Below are 16627 nucleotides of genomic sequence, written 5' to 3'. Positions count from 1 at the left end.
CCGTGCCGGTCACATAGCGAGGGGACTATGAAAACGAGACAGTCGGGCGTGACCCTGATCGGGCTCCTGGTGATCCTGCTGGTGGTGGGGTTCTTCGGCTACATGGCGATGAAGCTGGTACCGGCCTACATCGAGTACATGGGTGTGGTGAAAGCGATGAGCCAGGAAGCTTCGAGCGGGGCATCCGGCAAGTCGCTGGATGGGATTCGTCGTGATCTGGTGTACAAGTTCAGCATGCAGTATGTCGACGACAACACCATCACGCCGAGCGACATCACCATCGTGCGCGACAACGGTGGCACGAGCACGCTGCAGATCGCCTACGACAAGGATGTCCCGTTCATGTACAACATCGACTTCCTGCTGCACTTCGAGAAGAGCGTGCCGCTGCCGGGCAACGTGAACGAGTGAGCCGTCCCGCTTGACCCTGAACTACCGTTTCCGTGATCCCGAGCTTGCCGCGCTGGCGCTGACCCACCGCAGCGTCGGCAAGCCGAACAACGAGCGCCTGGAATTCCTGGGCGACGCCATGCTGGGCGCCTTTGTGGCCGAGATGCTGTACGAGGCGCACCCGAAGGCCAGCGAAGGCGAGCTGTCGCGACTGCGCGCACAGCTGGTCAATGGCCAGGCGCTGGCGGCGATTGCGCGCGAACTGGAACTGGGTGATGCCCTGAAGCTCGGTCCCGGCGAGCTGAAGAGCGGCGGCTTCCGCCGCGATTCGATCCTTGCCGATGCGTTCGAGGCATCGCTGGCGGCGGTCTTCCTCGATGGCGGCCTCGACGCCTGCCGGCAGGTGGTGCGCGAGCTGTTCGAGGAGCGCATCGCCGTGCTGCGGCGCTCCTCCAAGGATGCCAAGACCCGCCTGCAGGAATGGCTGCAGGGCAAAGGCTGCGCATTGCCGCAGTACGAATTGATCGACAGTCACGGCGAGGACCATGCCAAGATCTTCGACGTGCGCTGCACAGTGACCGAACCCGGGCTGTTCAGCGCCGAAGCCAGCGGCTCCAGCCGCCGCCACGCCGAACAGGATGCTGCCGAGCTCGTGTTGGCCCATCTGATCGAGCCGTCGCGCGCTGTCTGAAGCGCCTGGCCGTGCATCGAACGGGCTGCCGTCCGGTACGGGCCGGCGCACTACAATGCCCCATACCTATCCGAGTACCTTTCATTCCATGGACCATCCAATCGAATCCGGCGCCGACGGCGCGCTGCCGCACGCGGACTATCGCTGCGGCCTGGTGGCGCTGGCCGGTCGACCGAACGTGGGCAAGTCGACCCTGCTCAACGCACTGATCGGCTTCCGCCTCTCCATCGTCAGCCCGCGTCCGCAGACCACCCGCCACCGCATCCTCGGCATCGCGAGCAGCGAGGCGGGGCAGATCCTCTACGTCGACACGCCCGGCCTGCACCGCGGCGCCAAGCGTGCGATGAACCGCAGCCTTAACCGTGCCGCGCGCGCGGCGATCAGCGACGTCGACCTGGTGGTACAGGTGATCGAGGCGGGGCGCTGGACCGACGAGGACGAGGCGCTGTACGCCGCGCTCACCGAGCAGAAGGCGCCACGCCTGCTGGTCATCAACAAGGTGGACCTCAGCAAAGACAAGGCGGCGCTGCTGCCGTTCGTGGCCACGCTGAGCGAGCAGCACGATTACGACGAGATCCACTACGTAAGCGCCCTGAAGAAGAAGGGCCTGGCCGAACTGGAGCGCGCCATCCTCGCCCGCCTGCCGGTGCGCGCGCCGGTCTACGGCGAGGACGAGATCACCGACCGCAGCGAGCGCTTCCTCGCCGCCGAGATGGTGCGCGAGCAGCTGATGCTGCGTCTGGACCAAGAGCTGCCCTACGCCACCACGGTGGAGATCGAGCAGTTCAGCGACCGTCCCGACGGCGTCGCCGAGATCCACGCGGTGATCTGGGTGGAGCGGGACGGCCAGAAAGCCATCGTGATCGGCCAGGGCGGCGCCCAGCTCAAGGCCATCGGCAGCGCCGCGCGCCGCCACATGGAGCGCCTGTTCGAGCGCAAGGTCTTCCTCAAGCTGTGGGTGAAGGTGCGCGAAGGCTGGGTGGACGACGAGGCGATGCTGAAGAAGTTCGGCTACACCGACTGACGCCCGCCGGGTTGCCATGCGTCTCGACCAGCAACCCGCCTACGTGCTGCATGCGCGACCCTACCGCGAGACTTCGCTGTTGCTGGAATGCCTGACCCGTGACCACGGCCGGCTCGGGGTGGTGGCGCGCGGGGTGCGTGGCGAGCGGGCCAGGGTACGGCGGGCGCAGCTGGAACCGTTCCAGCCGCTGCTGCTGGACCTGCTGATGCGCGGCGAGTTGGCTGCGCTGGCCGCAGCCGAGACGGTAGGCATGCCGCTGCGGCTGGCAGGCGATCATGGTCTTGCGGGGCTTTATCTCAACGAGCTGGTAGTGCGCCTCACCGCGCGGCAGGACGCGCATCCGGTGTTGTTCGACGCTTACGCGCGCACACTGGCGCGACTCGCCGCTGGCGAGCCGGCGGGGTGGACGTTGCGCCGCTTCGAGCGGGATCTGCTGCAAGCGATCGGCTATGGACTGCAGTTGCGCCACGAGGCGGGTGGTGAGGCAGTGCTGCAGGCCCGGGCGTATTACCGCTACGACGTGGAGCAGGGCGCAATGCGCTGTGCTGCCGGTACGACCAGTGCCATACGCGGCGCAGATCTGCTGGCGCTGGCCGAAGACCGCATGCCGGACCACGAGGGCCTCACGGCGTTGCGCCGGCTGATGCGCGAGGTGATCCGTTACCACCTTGGCGGGGGTGAACTGCGTGCGTGGCGCGTGCTGGCGGGTATGCGACCAAGCCGCTGACGTGGCCTGCAACAGGCTCTCAGGTATCCAGCGCCAGCAGCGTGATCTGCACGGCGCCGCGGAATTGCGCGATGGCCGGGACGGCATCGTGCGGATCCTCGCGCAGCCGCCGCTGCAGGCGCGCCACTTCGGCGGCCAGGGCAGCGGTGCCGCAGAAGCCGCAGGACGAGCGCAGTCGGTGCAACCGGTCATCGAGCGCAGCATGGTCGCGGTCCGGCATGCCCAGTTCCTGGTACAGCAGGGCCAGTTCCCCGCGCAACAGCTGGCGCAGCGCCTGCATGGTGGTGACATCGCCGCTGGCGCGCAGGGCCGCTTCGTCGTCCAGCACCGGCATGTTGCCGGGCAGCAGGGCCAGCACGCGCTGTAGCTCGGCGATGCCGCAGGGCTTGTGCAGCACGTCGCTGAAGCCGGCAGCAAGCAGATCGCGCCGCCCGGCGGCGTCCAGTTCGGCAGAGCTGGCAACCGCAAGGCTGCCGGAGGAACAGGCCTGGCCCTCAGCGCGCAGCGCCGCCAGCACTTCCCGGGCACCGGCGCCGGGCATGCGGCAATCCAGCAGCAGCAGGTCGAAGGCCTCGTCGTGGGCCTGCTGCAGCGCTTCCATGCCATCGGCGCATTCCACCGTCCGGGCACCCAGTGAACGCAGTCCGTCGCCCAGGAAGCGGCGACTGGCGGGATCGTCATCGGCCACCAGCACACACGGCGGCGGGAAGGCGGCAGGGCTGGTTTGCATGACCGGGTCCTTGGTTCAGCTGATTTTGGCAGAATGGGCCGACATGCGCCTGACATCAAGCCATCTGCTGCTGTGCCTGTTCCTGCTGCTGGGTCTCGGCCTGGCGCAGCCTGTGCGGGCGGACATCACGATTGCCGCGAAACAGTTCAGCCTGCCGGGCCTGCGCCTGCAGGACCTGAATGCACAACTCGGCGATGATCCAGCCGGCGGCCTGCACCTGCAGTTGCAGGCGAGCCAGGTGGATATCGCCGCGATGGGCTGGCGGCACGTGGGCCTGCATCTCGATGGTCGACTGCAGCGCGATGCGCAGCTGCGCTGGGTGTTCGACGGCCATGTGCAATTGCGTGGGGCACCGGGCGGCGCGCTGAGCAATGCGCAAGTGACCTGGGTGGTGAACCCCGACTCCGACACCATGCAGGTCGAGCTGCAGCAAGACAAGGCACAGGCCAGCGCATGGCTGCCGCTGGACCAGCTCAGCCATGCAAAGATCAGCCTGCGGCAGCTGCCGGCCGGCTGGCTGCAGGGGCTGCTCGGCACGGTGTGGTCGGGCCGGCTCACCGGCGGCCGGCTGGATGCCGATCTCGCAGTGGATACGAGCGCCGCGGGCGTGCAATCGTCCGGGCAGTTCACGTTGGCCGGCGTGGGCTTCGACACTCCCGGCGGCACGCTGGCGGGACAAGGGGTCGACGGTACGGGGCGTTTCGGCTTCGACGGCGGCGACGATGGTGCACAGATCAGCCTGCAAGGCAGTCTGGGGGGCGGCGAGCTGTTGCTGGGGCAGCTGTACGCCAGGCTGCCCGCACATCCGGTGCAACTGGACCTGAGTGCCAGCGCCCGACGTGGCGCGGTCGAGCTGGAGCGGCTGCGCGTCAGCGATGCCGATGCGCTGCAACTGGACGGCGCGCTGGCATTTGACGCGAAGGGCGAACTGCAGACATTGCGGCTGGATCGCTTCCGCGCCAGCTTTCCGGCGGCCTATCAGCGCTACGGTCAGGCGTGGCTGGCCACGCTGGGCCTGCGCGACGTGCGTTCCTCCGGGCATCTGAGCGGCAGCCTGGACCTGCGCAGCGATGGTCTGCACGCTTTCGCGTTCGACACCGATGGGCTGGAGCTGGCCGACGGCGGTGGCCGTTTCGCGGTGAGCGGCCTGCACGGCGGCCTGGACTGGTCGGCGCAGGGGGATCGCCCCGCCACCACGCTGGGTTGGCGCAGCCTGCAGTTCTACCGCATTCCCAACGGTGCCGCGCAGTCGCGCTGGCAAAGCCGTGACGGTACCCTGGCCCTGTTGCAGCCGCTCGAGGTGCCGGTGCTGAAGGGCCGGTTGCGGCTGGCTAGCATGGACTGGCGTCCGGCAGCGGCGAAGGGCCAGCGCCTTGCCACCAGCCTCACGGTCACCGGTGTCGACATGGCCAGCTTCAGCCATGCGCTGGGCTGGCCATCGTTCCCCGGTACGCTGGGTGGGGCGATCCCCTCGTTGCGCTGGGTCGGTGACCGTTTCGAGCTGGAGGGCGGCCTCTCGGTGAGCGTGTTCGACGGTTTCGTGGACGTCACCCATCTCTCCGTGCAGCAGCCGTTTGGTGATGCGCCAGTACTGGCCGGCAACATCAGCCTCAGCCAGCTCGATCTCGGCACGCTCACCAGCGTATTCGACTTCGGCAGCATCACCGGGCGGCTGGATGGTTCCATCGATGATTTGCGCCTGGTGAACTGGAGCCCGGTCGCGTTCAAGGCCTCGCTGCTGGCCGGTGCTGGCGGGCGCATCAGCCAGCGTGCGGTGAACAACCTCACCGTGGTGGGTGGGGGGGGGCTGGCCAGCGGTCTGCAAGGTGCGATGCTGAAACTGTTCAAGACCTTCGGCTACAAGCGCATCGGTCTCAACTGCACGCTGCACGGGGCGGTCTGCCAGATGGGCGGGCTGGAGAGCGAGGATGGCGGTTACACTATCGTCGAGGGGAGCGGCCTGCCGCACCTGCAAGTGATCGGCCACCAGACCCGGGTCGACTGGCCTACCTTGGTGCGCCGCCTGCGCGAGGCAGTCAATGGTCACGCGCCGGTGGTCCGCTGAGCCGCGGTCGTTCCCGCCGTCGTTCTCAAGGAGTGGCACATGCGCAAGCTCACCTGCATCGTCCTGACCATGCTGGCCATTGCGCTGGTGGGCTGCGTCACGATCAACGTCTACTTTCCCGAGGCGGCTGCACAGAAGGCCGCCGACCAGTTCATCGGCACGGTGCTCGACGGCAGTGGCCCGAAGACATCATCCACAGCGGACAAGAGCGCGCCGGCGCCGGACAATCCGCCGCCCGCGCGCCAGCCTTCGGCGATGCTGCTGGACCTGCTGGTGCCGGCCGCCCAGGCCGCCGACGTGCCGAACCTGCGCGTGCAGACGCCGGCGGTGCAGGCGATCCACGACCGCATGCGCGTGCGCTTCCAGAGTTCGCTGCAGGCCTTGCTGGACAGCGGCGCGGTGGGTTTCACCCATGACGGCATGGTTGCCATGCGCGACGCTGCCAAGGTGCCATTGAGCGAGCGTGCCCAGGCCAACGCCACCGTGGCCGACGAGAACCGCGACCGCGCTGCGCTGTACCGCGAGATCGCCAACGCCAACAACCATCCCGAGTGGGAGGCGCAGATCCGCGCCACCTTCGCCCAGACCTGGATCGAGCACGCGCGCACCGGCTGGTATTACCAGGACGCTTCCGGTGCCTGGTTGCGCAAGTAGCGCCAGGCGGGCATGAGGCGAGGCATTCGGCCATAATGGACGGTCTGCCCTTGTCGTGTTGAAGCCCCGCAGACCATGTCCCGATCCAACTCCCGCTCCCGCGCGCCTGTTCCCGAGCTCGAAGCCGACATCACCGATCTGAGCCACGATGGTCGCGGTGTCGCCCGTGTGGACGGCAAGGCGGTGTTCGTCGCCGGCGCGCTCGAAGGTGAACGGGTACGCCTGCGCATCCGCAAGCGCCATCGCCATTTCGACGAGGCCGAGGTGGCTGAAGTGCTCAGTCGCTCGCCGCACCGGGTCGAGCCGAAGTGTCCGCACTTCGGGCAGTGCGGGGGCTGCTCGCTGCAGCACCTGGATGCCACGGCGCAGATCGCCGCCAAGCAGCGCGTGCTGGCCGACAACTTCGCGCGCATCGGCAAGGTGGAACCGGCACAGTGGCTGCCGCCGCTCGTCGACGAGCCCTGGGGATATCGCCGCAAGGGGCGGCTGTCGGTGCGCGCGGTGGCGAAGAAAGGGCGTGTGCTGGTCGGTTTCCGCGAGGAGGCCAATCCGCGCTACGTGGCCGACATCCGTCATTGCGACGTGCTGCACCCCGCGCTGGGTTCGAGGATCGAGCTGATCGGTGACCTGGTCGGTGCCATGGATGCCGCTGCCGATATCCCCCAGATCGAGTTCGCTGCTGGCGATGACGCGGTCGCGCTGGTGTTTCGCCACATGCAGCCCCTGAGCGAGCGCGATCGCGAGGCGCTGATCGCATTCGGCAAGGCGCACGGCTTCGCGATCTACCTGCAGCCCGGCGGCGTGAGCGGCGTGCATCCGCTGTGGCCGGAGGCACCGCGGCTGGCGTTCAAGCTGTCGCCCGGTGGCGGCGCGGACGATGTGGAACTGGAGTTCCAGCCACTGGATTTCGTGCAGGTCAACGCCGGCATGAACCGCAGGATGATGGCGCGCGCGATGGAACTGCTCGATCCGCAGCCCGGCGACCGCGTGCTCGACCTGTTCTGCGGGCTGGGCAACTTCACCCTGCCCATCGCGCGCCGGGTGGCCGAGGTGGTCGGCGTCGAGGGCGAGCATGGTCTCGTGTCGCGCGCTGCGGACAATGCGCGGCGCAACGGCATCGCCAATGCGGGGTTCCTTGTCGCCAACCTGTTCGAGGATCAGCGTGGCGTCGACTGGGCGCGGCAGCCCTGGGACAAGCTGCTGCTCGACCCGCCGCGCGCTGGCGCCGACCAGGTGCTGGCCTACCTGCCGCACAAGACCACACGGCGCATCGTCTACGTCTCCTGCCATCCTGCCTCGCTGGCGCGCGACGCCGGCATCCTGGTCAACCAGCACGGCTTCAGGCTCGGTGCGGCGGGGGTGATGGACATGTTTCCGCACACCGCCCACGTCGAATCGATTGCCCTGTTCGAGCGGTGATGATTGAGTGCGCCAGCTGCCGCGACGTCATTCCGGCGAAAGCCGGAATCCAGTTGGATACTCGTGCGCAGCACGCAAAATCTGTCTGGAGTGCTTCGCACGCATGTTTCACTGGATTCCGGCTTTCGCCGGAATGACGGACTTGGAGGCGAAGTTCCTTCATTGCCTGTGCTTGCTTTCGAGATAAAAGACACCCCATGCCCATCGAGATAGAGCGGAAATTCCTCCTGCGCGACGACAGCTGGCGCGAGCAGGTCGAGCGCAGCGAACGCATCGCGCAGGGCTACCTGGTCGGTGCGGCGGCGCTGGCGGCCGGGCTGGCGCGCGCCTCGGTGCGCGTGCGGCGGGCGGGCGCCGGGGCCTGGCTCAACATCAAGGCCGCGCGACTGGGCGTGGAGCGCGCCGAGTACGACTACCCGATGCCGCCGGACGATGCCGATGCGCTGCTGGCCACGTTGTGCGACGGCGTGCTGAGCAAGCAGCGCCATCACGTCACGGTCGACGGCACGTTGTTCGAGATCGACGAGTTTCTGGGCGACAATGCCGGCCTCGTGGTGGCCGAGGTGGAACTGTCGCATGCGGACGCGCCATTCCCGCGGCCGCCGTGGCTGGGGCGCGAGGTGAGCGCGCTGGCGCGCTACTACAACGTCAACCTGATCGCGCACCCGTATGCCCGCTGGACGCAGGCCGAGCGCGACGCCAATGATGGAGCGAGCGCCTGATGCTGCTGATCGGCCTGAGCGGACTCGAAGTCGCCGAGCACGAACGGGCGTGGCTCGCCGCGCCCGGCGTGGCGGGCGTGATCCTGTTCGCGCGCAACTACGCCGACCGTGCGCAGCTGATGGCCTTGTGCGAATCCATCCACGAGACCGGCGGCGAGAAACTGCTGATCGCGGTGGACCAGGAAGGCGGCCCGGTGCAGCGCTTCCGCGACGGCTTCACGCGATTGCCCGCGCTGGCGCGGATCGGCGAGATGTACGACCGCGATCCGGCCGAAGCGGTGCGCCTCGCCGAGGAGCACGCCTGGGTGATGGCCAGCGAGCTGCGCGCCTGCGGCGTGGACTTCAGCTTCGCGCCGGTAGCGGATCTGGCGCGCGGCAACGCGGCGATCGGCATGCGTGCCTTCCACGCCGACCCCGCCGTTGCCGCGGAGCTCGCCACGGCCTATGTGCGCGGCATGCACCTGGCTGGCATGGCCGCGGTGCTGAAGCACTTCCCAGGCCATGGTTCGGTGGCTGCCGACACGCACAAGGCGCAGGCCGTCGACCCGCGTCCGCTGGATGACATCCGTCGCGACGACCTGCGCCCGTTCGCCGAGTGCATCGCCGCGCGGGCGGAAGCGGTGATGATGGCGCACGTGGTCTATCCCGCCGTCGATGCGCAGCCAGCCGGCTACTCGCGGGCGTGGATCGGCGAGGTCCTGCGCGGCGAACTGGGCTTCGCCGGTGCGGCGATCAGCGACGACATCAGCATGGCCGCCGCGGGCGTGGCCGGCGGCGTGGCCGAGCGCGTGCACGGGCACCTGGACGCCGGCTGCGACCTGGTGCTGGCCTGTTTCCCCGAAGTGGTGGACGAGGCCATCGCCGCCATCGCCGACCGCGTGCCGGTGCATCCCGAACGGCTGGTTCCGCTGCGCGGCGCGATCGGCGCCAGCTGGGACAGCCTCACCGACAACCCCCAGCGCGACCGCTTCGTCGCGCGCATCACGGCGCTGGACGCCGCGCAGGGCACCGCATGAATCAGACGCATCCCTCCCTCCGTGACGCACTGGCGCACGCCGACGTACTGTTCGAACGCGCGGAGATCGAAACCGTGATCGCCGATCTCGGCCGGCGGATCGACGCCGCGCTGGAGGGCGAGCGAGCCGTGTTCCTCACCGTGATGAACGGCGCGCTGATGTTCGCCGGCCAGCTGGCGCTCTCGATCCGCACCGATCTCGAATTCGACTACGTGCACGCCACCCGTTACCGCGGCGCCACCTCCGGCAGCGACCTGCACTGGCTGCGCGAGCCGGCGGTGGATCTCGACGGGCGCACCGTGCTGCTGGTGGACGACATCCTCGATGAAGGCCACACGCTGAAGGCCGTGCGCGAAGATTGCCTGCGCCGCGGCGCGAAGCGCGTGCTGATCGCCAGCCTGTGCAGCAAGCAGCACGATCGCCTGGTCGAGGGCATCGCCTCCGACTTCAACGGCGTCGAGCTGCCCGACCGCTATGTGTTCGGCTACGGCATGGACTACCACGAGCAGGGCCGCAACCTGCCGGCCATCTACGCGTTGCGCTGAGCGGACCCTACGGGAGCCACGCATGGACATCCTGGGCATCTCCGGCAGCCTGCGCCGGGCCTCGTTCAACACCGTGCTGCTGCACGCGGCACAGGAGCTGCTGCCGGCAGGTACGACCCTCACGATCCATGACCTGCACGGCCTGCCGCTGTTCGACCAGGACGTGGAGGAGCAGGGCGATCCCGCACCGGTCGCCGCGCTGAAGGATGCGGTGGCGCAGGCCGATGCCCTGCTGCTGGCCTGCCCGGAATACAACGGCGGCATCACCGGCGTGCTGAAGAACGCCATCGACTGGATCTCGCGGCCCGGCATCGCCCGGCCGTCCGCGCCGCTGGCCGGCAAGCGCGCCTGCATCGTCGGCGCCAGCCCCGGCGTCACCGGTACGGTGCGCGCGCAGGACCAGTTGCGGCTGGTGCTGCGCCGGGCCGGTGCGGTGGTCGAACCGCAGGGCGAGGTGCTGGTGTTCCAGGCGCATACCAAGATCGTCGATGGCCGGCTTGCGGACGAGCGCACCCGCGAACTGCTGGCACGCCACCTGCACAACTTCCTCGGGACCCTTCCATGAGCAATCACCTGATCGACCTGGCCGTGATCGGCGGCAGCGGCCTGTACAAGTTTCCCGGCCTGGAAAACGCCGGCCGGCATGCGGTGGAGACACCGTACGGCGCGGCTTCGGGCGAGGTGGTGCTGGGTGATTTCGCCGGCGGGCGCGTGGCCTTCCTCGCCCGCCACGGCGAAAGCCACAGCCTGCCGCCGCACCGGGTGAACTACCGCGCCAACCTGTGGGCGCTGCACAGCCTCGGCGCGCGCACGGTGATCGGCGTCAACGCGGTGGGCGGCATCCGCACCGACATGGGGCCGCGCGCCATCGTGGTGCCCGAGCAGCTGATCGACTACACCCACGGCCGCTACACCAGCTTCTGCGACGTCGAGGGCGCCGAGGTGAAGCACATCGACTTCAGCGAGCCGTACACCGCGTCGCTGCGCCACCGCCTGCTGCAAGCCGCGCGCAAGGCCTGCATCGCGGTGATCGATGGCGGCTGCTACGGGGCCACCCAGGGGCCGCGGCTGGAGACCCGCGCCGAGATCGCCCGCATGAAGCGCGACGGCTGCGACCTGGTCGGCATGACCGGTATGCCCGAGGCAGCGCTGGCGCGCGAGCTGGGACTGGACTACGCCTGTCTCGCCCTGGTGGCGAACTACGCGGCGGGCTGCGGCGACGAGGCGGAGATCAGCATCGAGGAGATCTTCGCCCACCTCGCCGCGGCCACCGCCGAGGTGCCGCGCCTGCTGGAGGCGATGCTGCGCGCGTGACCGTGCGCTAACGCATTACCGCATAGCGCATTTTCATAAGCCCGAATGGGGATTCGCGCCGTGAATCGGCAGGCGCATATTGCGCTTTGCCTTGAAACATGTTGATACTTTCCGGGCACCAGGACGGTGAGCCAGGGGGATGGTTCGAGCTCGGTCGGGTGCATCCTGTCCATGCTTCCAGAGGTTCCAGCAATGCGTTTCGGTACGGTCAAGTGGTTCAACGACGCCAAGGGCTTCGGCTTCATCGCGCCCGAGGACGGTGGGGAGGACGTGTTCGTCCACTTCTCGGCGATCAATTCCAAGGGGTTCCGCAGCCTGCAGGAAGGCCAGCGCGTGAAGTTCGAAGTCACCACGGGCCCGAAAGGCGCCCAGGCTTCGGGCGTCGAAGTCGCGGGTTGAGTTCCATCGGCCGTCCTCGGGTCGGCCATGCAGTGAAATCGAGCCCCGCGCCTTGGCGCGGGGCTTTTTGCTTGGGCAGCGCGGCCACCGATGACTGCCCGCCTGATCTTCGCGATCATGGACGATTGCAAAAATTTGAAGAGTGCAGCCATGGGTGGCTGCCTGTTTGATTTCCGCGATCAGGGATGATCGCAAAAATACGGGAGCACACATGGCTGATCGTCGGCAATTCCTCAAGACCTCGTTGCTCGGCGCCTCGGCGCTGGCGATCAGCGGGCAGCTCGCCGCCACCGACGCGGCGGGCGCGGCACGCAAGCCCGCCACCGTGCGCGTGGCCTCCACCTGGGATTTCGGCATCGCCGCCAACCAGGCGGCGTGGGCGATCCTGGGCCAGGGCGGCCATGCACTGGATGCAGTGGAGGCTGGTGCGCGCGTGCCAGAAGCCGATCTCAAGAACCACAGCGTGGGCAAGGGGGGCTACCCCGACCGCGACGGCAAGGTGACCCTGGACGCCAGCATCATGGATGCCGAAGGCAACTGCGGCGCGGTAGCCGCGCTGAAACACGTCACCCATGCCATCTCGGTGGCGCGCCGGGTGATGGAGCGCACGCCGCACGTGCTGCTGGCCGGTGACGGCGCGCTGCAGTTCGCGCTGGAGCAGGGCTTCAAGAAGGAGAACCTGCTGACGCCGGAAGCGGACCAGGCCTGGCACGAATGGCTGAAGACCGCGCACTACCGGCCGGTGATCAACAGCGAGGTGCGTGACTACGGCGCCGGCAGCCCCGACGGGTTGCCGGGTGGCAAGGACAACCACGACACCATCGGCATGCTGGCGCTGGATGCGCACGGCAAGCTGGCCGGCGCATGCACCACCAGCGGCATGGCGTGGAAGCTGCACGGCCGCGTGGGCGATTCGCCGATCATCGGCGCCGGCCTGTACGTGGACGGCGAGGTGGGCGGCGCCACGTCCACCGGCGTGGGCGAGGAGGTGATCCGCAGCGCCGGCAGCTTCCTGGTGGTGGAACTGATGCGCCAGGGCCGCACGCCCACGGAAGCCTGCCGCGAAGCGGTGCTGCGCATCGTGCGCAAGAAACCCAAGACCGCGAAGGAAATCCAGGTGGGCTTCCTCGCCATGAATCGGGACGGCGAGGTGGGCGCCTGGGCGATCCAGCCCGGCTTCTCCTACGCCGTGTGCGACGCGAGGAACCAGCGTGCGCTGCTCCCCGCGAAAAGCGTCTACCCCGCATGAGCGCCCGACTGCTGGAAGTGGCCGCGAACTCGGTGGCCTCCGCGCTGGCCGCGCAGGCGGGCGGGGCCGGGCGGGTGGAACTGTGCAGCGCACTGGAACTCGGCGGCCTCACCCCTTCGCATGCCACCATCGCGATGGCACGCGAGCGGCTGCACATCCCGCTCTACGTGCTGATCCGCCCACGCGCCGGCGACTTCTTCTACGACGACGACGAATGCGAGGCCATGCGCCGAGACATCGAAACCTGCGTGGCGCTGGGTTGCGACGGCGTGGTGCTGGGCGTGCTCGACGCCGAGGGCGACGTGGACATGGAGCGCTGCTACGGCCTGATCGCCGCGGCAGGTCACCTTGGCGTCACTTTCCATCGCGCCTTCGATCTCGTGCGCGATCCGCACCGCGCGCTGGACGACGTGATCGCGCTGGGCTGCGAGCGCGTGCTCACATCGGGCGGGCAGGCGAGTGCGCCGGATGGCGCGGCGCAGATCCGCGAGCTGATCGTGCAGGCGACCGGCCGCGTCAGCATCATGCCCGGTGCCGGCGTCACGGCCGATAATCTGGCTGTACTCGCCGCGGCCACTGGCGCCCACGAGTTCCACGCCTCCGCCAAGCGGCAACTCGCCTCCGGCATGCGCCATCGCCCGCCGCTGCTCGCCGACATGCAAGGCGGCGAAGTGCGCAGCGACGCGGCGCAGGTGCGCGCGCTGGTGCAAGCTCTGCAGAGCACCGGCTGACAGCTTGTCTCCCTCTCCCCTCCGGGGAGAGGGCCGGGGTGAGGGGCCAACCTCGCGATGTCCTTGCATCGAAGCGCGTGTCGAACTGATGTTCCCGAGAACACCCGTTCTTCACCTCAATCCTCTTTCCTGCTCCTCGCATTGCGGCCATCCACAGCCTTTCGCCGAATCCGAAAGGGGCAGCCACGGCAAACGCCTCCCTACCGCAGCGCATGTTCCCCCACCTTCGCTAAGATGCCGCTTTGCAATTCCCTTGCGGAGCGAGTCCCAGTGATCATCAAACCCAAAGTGCGCGGCTTCATCTGTGTCACGGCCCACCCGGTCGGTTGCGAACGCAACGTGGCCGGGCAGATCGCCACCACCCAGGCCGCGATCCACGACGACGGCAAAGGCCCGAAGCGCGTGCTGGTGATCGGCGCCTCCACCGGCTACGGTCTGGCCTCGCGCATCACCGCCGCGTTCGGCTACGGCGCCGCCACGCTGGGCGTGTTCTTCGAAAAGCCCAGCAGCGAGGACAAGCCCGGCACCGCCGGCTGGTACAACTCCGCCGCGTTCGACAAGGCCGCCAAGCAGGCCGGCCTGTACAGCAAGTCGATCAACGGCGACGCGTTCGCCAACGAAACGCGCGCGCGCGCGATCGAGATCATCAAGAACGACATGGGCGGCCCGATCGACCTGGTGGTCTATTCGCTGGCCTCGCCCGTACGCAAGTTGCCGGACACCGGCGAAGTGGTGCGCTCCGCGCTCAAGACCATCGGCCAGCCGTTCACCAACACCTCGGTCGACACCAACAAAGACACTGTGATCGAGGCCACCATCGAGCCGGCCACCGAACAGGAAATCAAGGACACCGTCACCGTGATGGGGGGCGAGGACTGGGCGCTGTGGATCGACGCGCTGAGTGCCGCCGGCGTACTGGCGAAGAACGCCAAGACCATCGCCTACAGCTACATTGGCACCGAGATCACCTGGCCGATGTACTGGCACGGCACGCTGGGCCAGGCCAAGCAGCATCTGGACAACACCGCCAGGGCGCTGGGCCAGCGCCACGCCGCCGAAGGCCTCGACGCCCGCGTGGGCGTGATGAAGTCCGTGGTCACCCAGGCCAGCGCCGCGATTCCGGTGATCCCGCTGTATGTCTCCATCGCCTTCAAGATCATGAAGGAGAAGGGCATCCACGAAGGCTGCATCGAACAGATCAACCGCCTGTTCCACGATCGCCTCTACCGCGCCGACGGCGCCGCCCTGCCCACCGACGCCGAAGGCCGTGTGCGCCTGGACGACTGGGAGCTGCGCGACGACGTGCAGGACGCCTGCAAGACCCTGTGGCCCACCGTCACCACCGAGAACCTCAAGCAAATCACCGACTACGCCGGCTACAAGCACGAGTTCCTCAAGCTGTTCGGGTTTGACCGGGCGGACGTGGACTATGACGCCGAGGTGGAGACGGATCGGCGGTTTGATTGTCTGGAGCTTTGATATCGCGCAAGTCGCCGTACAGATAATCGTGGCTCGAATAGCAATGGCGATGATCAGGCTGCCGCTGTAGTAGGAACCGCACCAGCACCAGCTCCGCATGCAAGCTGTCTTCGGCCTGCAGACTCCCGTGTTTGCATTGGGCCACGATGATGAAGAGGCACCGCAATGCGGGCTTTTCCTGTGCGTCTGAAACGACGAAGCCCGGCGCCGTGACGGCGCCGGGCTTGCACATGGTGTCTGGGAAACGGATCAGTCGTGCGACTGGGCGACCACGCTGCCATCGTCCGGATCGGCCAGCAGGGCGACACTGTGGCCCTCAGGAGACTTCGCCTTCGCGCTCCACAGGCCGTGGTCGAATTTCACGTCCTTGACGTTCTGGTAGCCGGCGGCGGTCAGCTTGGCGCTGACCTCGTCCTCGTCGAGCCTGGACGGTGCATCGGACGGGTAGACCCTGCCGGAAACGGGGCCGACGGCGAGCTTGACCCACTTCTTGTTGCCGCCGCGAGCCTTGCTGCGCCACACGCCGTCCTTGAACTCCAGGCCTTTTACCTGCTTGTAGCCAGCGTTGGTGATCGTGGCCCTGATCGCGCTCTCATTCAATGCGCCGTTCGGTGGCTGCGTCGACCAGGTGCTCGTGGTGGTAGTCGTGATGGTCCGGGTCGTGGACGACGCGGCCACCGGCGAGGGCTGGGTTTGCGCGAAGACGGCACCGCCAATCGACAGTCCGATCAACAGGGGAAGCAGGCGCTTGCTCATGATGCACTCCTGGGTGATGGGGCCGGGTCGTGCCGGCAGACAGGCTCATGGCCCGACGATTGCGAACTGGTGGGGGCGTCGGATCGAGCCTGACAACACAGATAGGACCATCGCGTTCGGGACCGAGGCGTGAACAAAGCCGTGACCGGCAAGTGAAAGACGGGCTGCGGTTCAGTTGGCTCCGGAACCAGGCGCGCACAAACCCGGCCAGCGGCTTGTCGGGCTTCGCAGCACTGTCAACGGCGCAGTCGCATTGATGCAGCGTGCCGCGACCCCATATACTTGTGCAGCCATACCGTTTCCCCGGGGGTGTACTGGCTTCGACGGGGGTAGTGAGATGGCTTGGTGCATGCCGAGGGGGCAGCTTTCCTCGTTAATCCAGCCGCAAACTCATAGTTGCCAACGACGACAACTACGCTCTGGCCGCTTAAGGCCTAGCCCCGAACCCGCTTGTGCTCGTGCTCGCCGGTGTAGGGTCATTATCACGGGATCGCCCGAAGCCGCCGCCTGTCGGCCAGGGTCAAATCAAGCAGGCTGGTCCTTCGATGCGCTTCGCACATCGTGCTGTCGCGGGACGAGATTCAACGGTGGGCTAAGCATGTAGTACTGGGCGTCAAGCGCCTTCGGACGCGGGTTCGACTCCCGCCACCTCCACCAATACAGCGTCACGGGATATCCCCTGATCCCCCTGAAACCGCGCTCTGGCGCGGTTTTTT

The 16627-nt window shown here is 67.7% G+C and carries 18 protein-coding genes and 1 other RNA gene; 17 read left to right on the top strand and 2 right to left on the bottom strand.

Features of this window, described 5'->3' with window-relative positions:
• Positions 1 to 27: 27 nt before the first annotated feature.
• From ABQJ54_RS02240 to recO, 4 genes are all read left to right on the top strand, one after another.
• Complete coding sequence (locus tag ABQJ54_RS02240; protein WP_367852652.1) at positions 28 to 411, top strand: DUF4845 domain-containing protein; 384 nt, start codon at positions 28 to 30, stop codon at positions 409 to 411.
• Positions 412 to 421: 10 nt separating this feature from the next.
• Positions 422 to 1081 (top strand): ribonuclease III, encoded by a 660-nt coding sequence (gene rnc / locus ABQJ54_RS02235; RefSeq protein ID WP_367852651.1) that lies wholly within the window; start codon positions 422 to 424, stop codon positions 1079 to 1081.
• 88 nt (positions 1082 to 1169) lie between these two features.
• Positions 1170 to 2105 (top strand): GTPase Era, encoded by a 936-nt coding sequence (gene era, locus ABQJ54_RS02230; RefSeq protein ID WP_367852650.1) that lies wholly within the window; start codon positions 1170 to 1172, stop codon positions 2103 to 2105.
• 16 nt (positions 2106 to 2121) lie between these two features.
• Complete coding sequence (recO, locus tag ABQJ54_RS02225; protein ID WP_367852649.1) at positions 2122 to 2832, top strand: DNA repair protein RecO; 711 nt, start codon at positions 2122 to 2124, stop codon at positions 2830 to 2832.
• Between the two features lie 19 nt (positions 2833 to 2851).
• Here the strand turns inward: recO and ABQJ54_RS02220 are convergent, their stop codons facing one another.
• The gene (locus tag ABQJ54_RS02220; protein WP_367852648.1) at positions 2852 to 3562 is read right to left on the bottom strand and encodes a response regulator; all 711 of its coding nucleotides are present in this window, start codon (positions 3560 to 3562) and stop codon (positions 2852 to 2854) included.
• Positions 3563 to 3605: 43 nt separating this feature from the next.
• On the opposite strand from ABQJ54_RS02220, the gene ABQJ54_RS02215 reads away from it, so the two are divergent.
• From ABQJ54_RS02215 to fabV, 12 genes are all read left to right on the top strand, one after another.
• On the top strand, positions 3606 to 5627 hold the full coding sequence (locus ABQJ54_RS02215; RefSeq protein WP_367852647.1) for an AsmA family protein: 2022 nt from the start codon (positions 3606 to 3608) through the stop codon (positions 5625 to 5627).
• A gap of 39 nt (positions 5628 to 5666) precedes the next feature.
• Entirely contained in the window at positions 5667 to 6281 is a 615-nt protein-coding gene (locus tag ABQJ54_RS02210; RefSeq protein WP_367852646.1) for a YdbL family probable chaperone protein, read from the top strand.
• Positions 6282 to 6356: 75 nt separating this feature from the next.
• Positions 6357 to 7700 carry a 23S rRNA (uracil(1939)-C(5))-methyltransferase RlmD gene (gene rlmD / locus ABQJ54_RS02205; RefSeq protein WP_367852645.1) on the top strand — a complete coding sequence of 448 codons (1344 nt, stop codon included), beginning with the start codon at positions 6357 to 6359 and terminating at the stop codon, positions 7698 to 7700.
• A gap of 197 nt (positions 7701 to 7897) precedes the next feature.
• The gene (locus ABQJ54_RS02200; RefSeq protein ID WP_367852644.1) at positions 7898 to 8422 is read left to right on the top strand and encodes a CYTH domain-containing protein; all 525 of its coding nucleotides are present in this window, start codon (positions 7898 to 7900) and stop codon (positions 8420 to 8422) included.
• A complete protein-coding gene (gene nagZ / locus ABQJ54_RS02195; RefSeq protein ID WP_367852643.1) occupies positions 8422 to 9438 on the top strand; it encodes a beta-N-acetylhexosaminidase in 1017 nt (338 codons plus the stop codon). Before ABQJ54_RS02200 ends, nagZ begins: the two co-directional genes overlap by 1 nt.
• Complete coding sequence (locus ABQJ54_RS02190) at positions 9435 to 9983, top strand: hypoxanthine-guanine phosphoribosyltransferase (RefSeq protein WP_367852642.1); 549 nt, start codon at positions 9435 to 9437, stop codon at positions 9981 to 9983. The genes nagZ and ABQJ54_RS02190 overlap by 4 nt, the downstream gene beginning before the upstream one ends.
• A 22-nt stretch (positions 9984 to 10005) precedes the next feature.
• The gene (locus ABQJ54_RS02185; protein WP_367852641.1) at positions 10006 to 10548 is read left to right on the top strand and encodes an NADPH-dependent FMN reductase; all 543 of its coding nucleotides are present in this window, start codon (positions 10006 to 10008) and stop codon (positions 10546 to 10548) included.
• A complete protein-coding gene (locus ABQJ54_RS02180) occupies positions 10545 to 11297 on the top strand; it encodes an S-methyl-5'-thioinosine phosphorylase (protein ID WP_367852640.1) in 753 nt (250 codons plus the stop codon). Before ABQJ54_RS02185 ends, ABQJ54_RS02180 begins: the two co-directional genes overlap by 4 nt.
• 192 nt (positions 11298 to 11489) lie before the next feature.
• Positions 11490 to 11696 carry a cold-shock protein gene (locus ABQJ54_RS02175; RefSeq protein ID WP_367852639.1) on the top strand — a complete coding sequence of 69 codons (207 nt, stop codon included), beginning with the start codon at positions 11490 to 11492 and terminating at the stop codon, positions 11694 to 11696.
• Positions 11697 to 11907: 211 nt separating this feature from the next.
• Entirely contained in the window at positions 11908 to 12945 is a 1038-nt protein-coding gene (locus tag ABQJ54_RS02170; RefSeq protein ID WP_367852638.1) for a glycosylasparaginase, read from the top strand.
• On the top strand, positions 12942 to 13676 hold the full coding sequence (locus ABQJ54_RS02165) for a copper homeostasis protein CutC (RefSeq protein ID WP_367852637.1): 735 nt from the start codon (positions 12942 to 12944) through the stop codon (positions 13674 to 13676). Before ABQJ54_RS02170 ends, ABQJ54_RS02165 begins: the two co-directional genes overlap by 4 nt.
• Positions 13677 to 13946: 270 nt before the next feature.
• Positions 13947 to 15155, top strand: a complete 1209-nt coding sequence (gene fabV, locus ABQJ54_RS02160; protein ID WP_367852636.1) for an enoyl-ACP reductase FabV — start codon at positions 13947 to 13949, stop codon at positions 15153 to 15155.
• A 249-nt stretch (positions 15156 to 15404) separates the two neighbouring features.
• Here the strand turns inward: fabV and ABQJ54_RS02155 are convergent, their stop codons facing one another.
• Positions 15405 to 15911 (bottom strand): PepSY domain-containing protein, encoded by a 507-nt coding sequence (locus ABQJ54_RS02155; RefSeq protein ID WP_367852635.1) that lies wholly within the window; start codon positions 15909 to 15911, stop codon positions 15405 to 15407.
• A gap of 305 nt (positions 15912 to 16216) precedes the next feature.
• Between ABQJ54_RS02155 and ssrA the strand changes: the two genes are divergently transcribed.
• Positions 16217 to 16568: a transfer-messenger RNA gene (gene ssrA, locus ABQJ54_RS02150) on the top strand.
• Positions 16569 to 16627 lie beyond the last annotated feature (59 nt).

Source organism: Rhodanobacter lycopersici (genome assembly GCF_040812335.1).
Lineage (GTDB): Bacteria > Pseudomonadota > Gammaproteobacteria > Xanthomonadales > Rhodanobacteraceae > Rhodanobacter_A > Rhodanobacter_A lycopersici.
This window is presented reverse-complemented; position numbering and strand designations above follow the sequence as displayed.

What these genes read in the sequence shown, in the direction of transcription:
- ABQJ54_RS02155 (WP_367852635.1), bottom strand. Translation starts at nt 15,911, where the DNA reads ATGAGCAAGCGCCTGCTTCCCCTGTTGATCGGACTGTCGATTGGCGGT.
- ABQJ54_RS02175 (WP_367852639.1), top strand. Translation starts at nt 11,490, where the DNA reads ATGCGTTTCGGTACGGTCAAGTGGTTCAACGACGCCAAGGGCTTCGGC.
- ABQJ54_RS02215 (WP_367852647.1), top strand. Translation starts at nt 3,606, where the DNA reads ATGCGCCTGACATCAAGCCATCTGCTGCTGTGCCTGTTCCTGCTGCTG.
- ABQJ54_RS02185 (WP_367852641.1), top strand. Translation starts at nt 10,006, where the DNA reads ATGGACATCCTGGGCATCTCCGGCAGCCTGCGCCGGGCCTCGTTCAAC.
- ABQJ54_RS02170 (WP_367852638.1), top strand. Translation starts at nt 11,908, where the DNA reads ATGGCTGATCGTCGGCAATTCCTCAAGACCTCGTTGCTCGGCGCCTCG.
- ABQJ54_RS02240 (WP_367852652.1), top strand. Translation starts at nt 28, where the DNA reads ATGAAAACGAGACAGTCGGGCGTGACCCTGATCGGGCTCCTGGTGATC.
- ABQJ54_RS02165 (WP_367852637.1), top strand. Translation starts at nt 12,942, where the DNA reads ATGAGCGCCCGACTGCTGGAAGTGGCCGCGAACTCGGTGGCCTCCGCG.
- ABQJ54_RS02200 (WP_367852644.1), top strand. Translation starts at nt 7,898, where the DNA reads ATGCCCATCGAGATAGAGCGGAAATTCCTCCTGCGCGACGACAGCTGG.
- era (WP_367852650.1), top strand. Translation starts at nt 1,170, where the DNA reads ATGGACCATCCAATCGAATCCGGCGCCGACGGCGCGCTGCCGCACGCG.
- rlmD (WP_367852645.1), top strand. Translation starts at nt 6,357, where the DNA reads ATGTCCCGATCCAACTCCCGCTCCCGCGCGCCTGTTCCCGAGCTCGAA.
- ABQJ54_RS02210 (WP_367852646.1), top strand. Translation starts at nt 5,667, where the DNA reads ATGCGCAAGCTCACCTGCATCGTCCTGACCATGCTGGCCATTGCGCTG.
- recO (WP_367852649.1), top strand. Translation starts at nt 2,122, where the DNA reads ATGCGTCTCGACCAGCAACCCGCCTACGTGCTGCATGCGCGACCCTAC.
- ABQJ54_RS02220 (WP_367852648.1), bottom strand. Translation starts at nt 3,562, where the DNA reads ATGCAAACCAGCCCTGCCGCCTTCCCGCCGCCGTGTGTGCTGGTGGCC.
- nagZ (WP_367852643.1), top strand. Translation starts at nt 8,422, where the DNA reads ATGCTGCTGATCGGCCTGAGCGGACTCGAAGTCGCCGAGCACGAACGG.
- ABQJ54_RS02180 (WP_367852640.1), top strand. Translation starts at nt 10,545, where the DNA reads ATGAGCAATCACCTGATCGACCTGGCCGTGATCGGCGGCAGCGGCCTG.
- ABQJ54_RS02190 (WP_367852642.1), top strand. Translation starts at nt 9,435, where the DNA reads ATGAATCAGACGCATCCCTCCCTCCGTGACGCACTGGCGCACGCCGAC.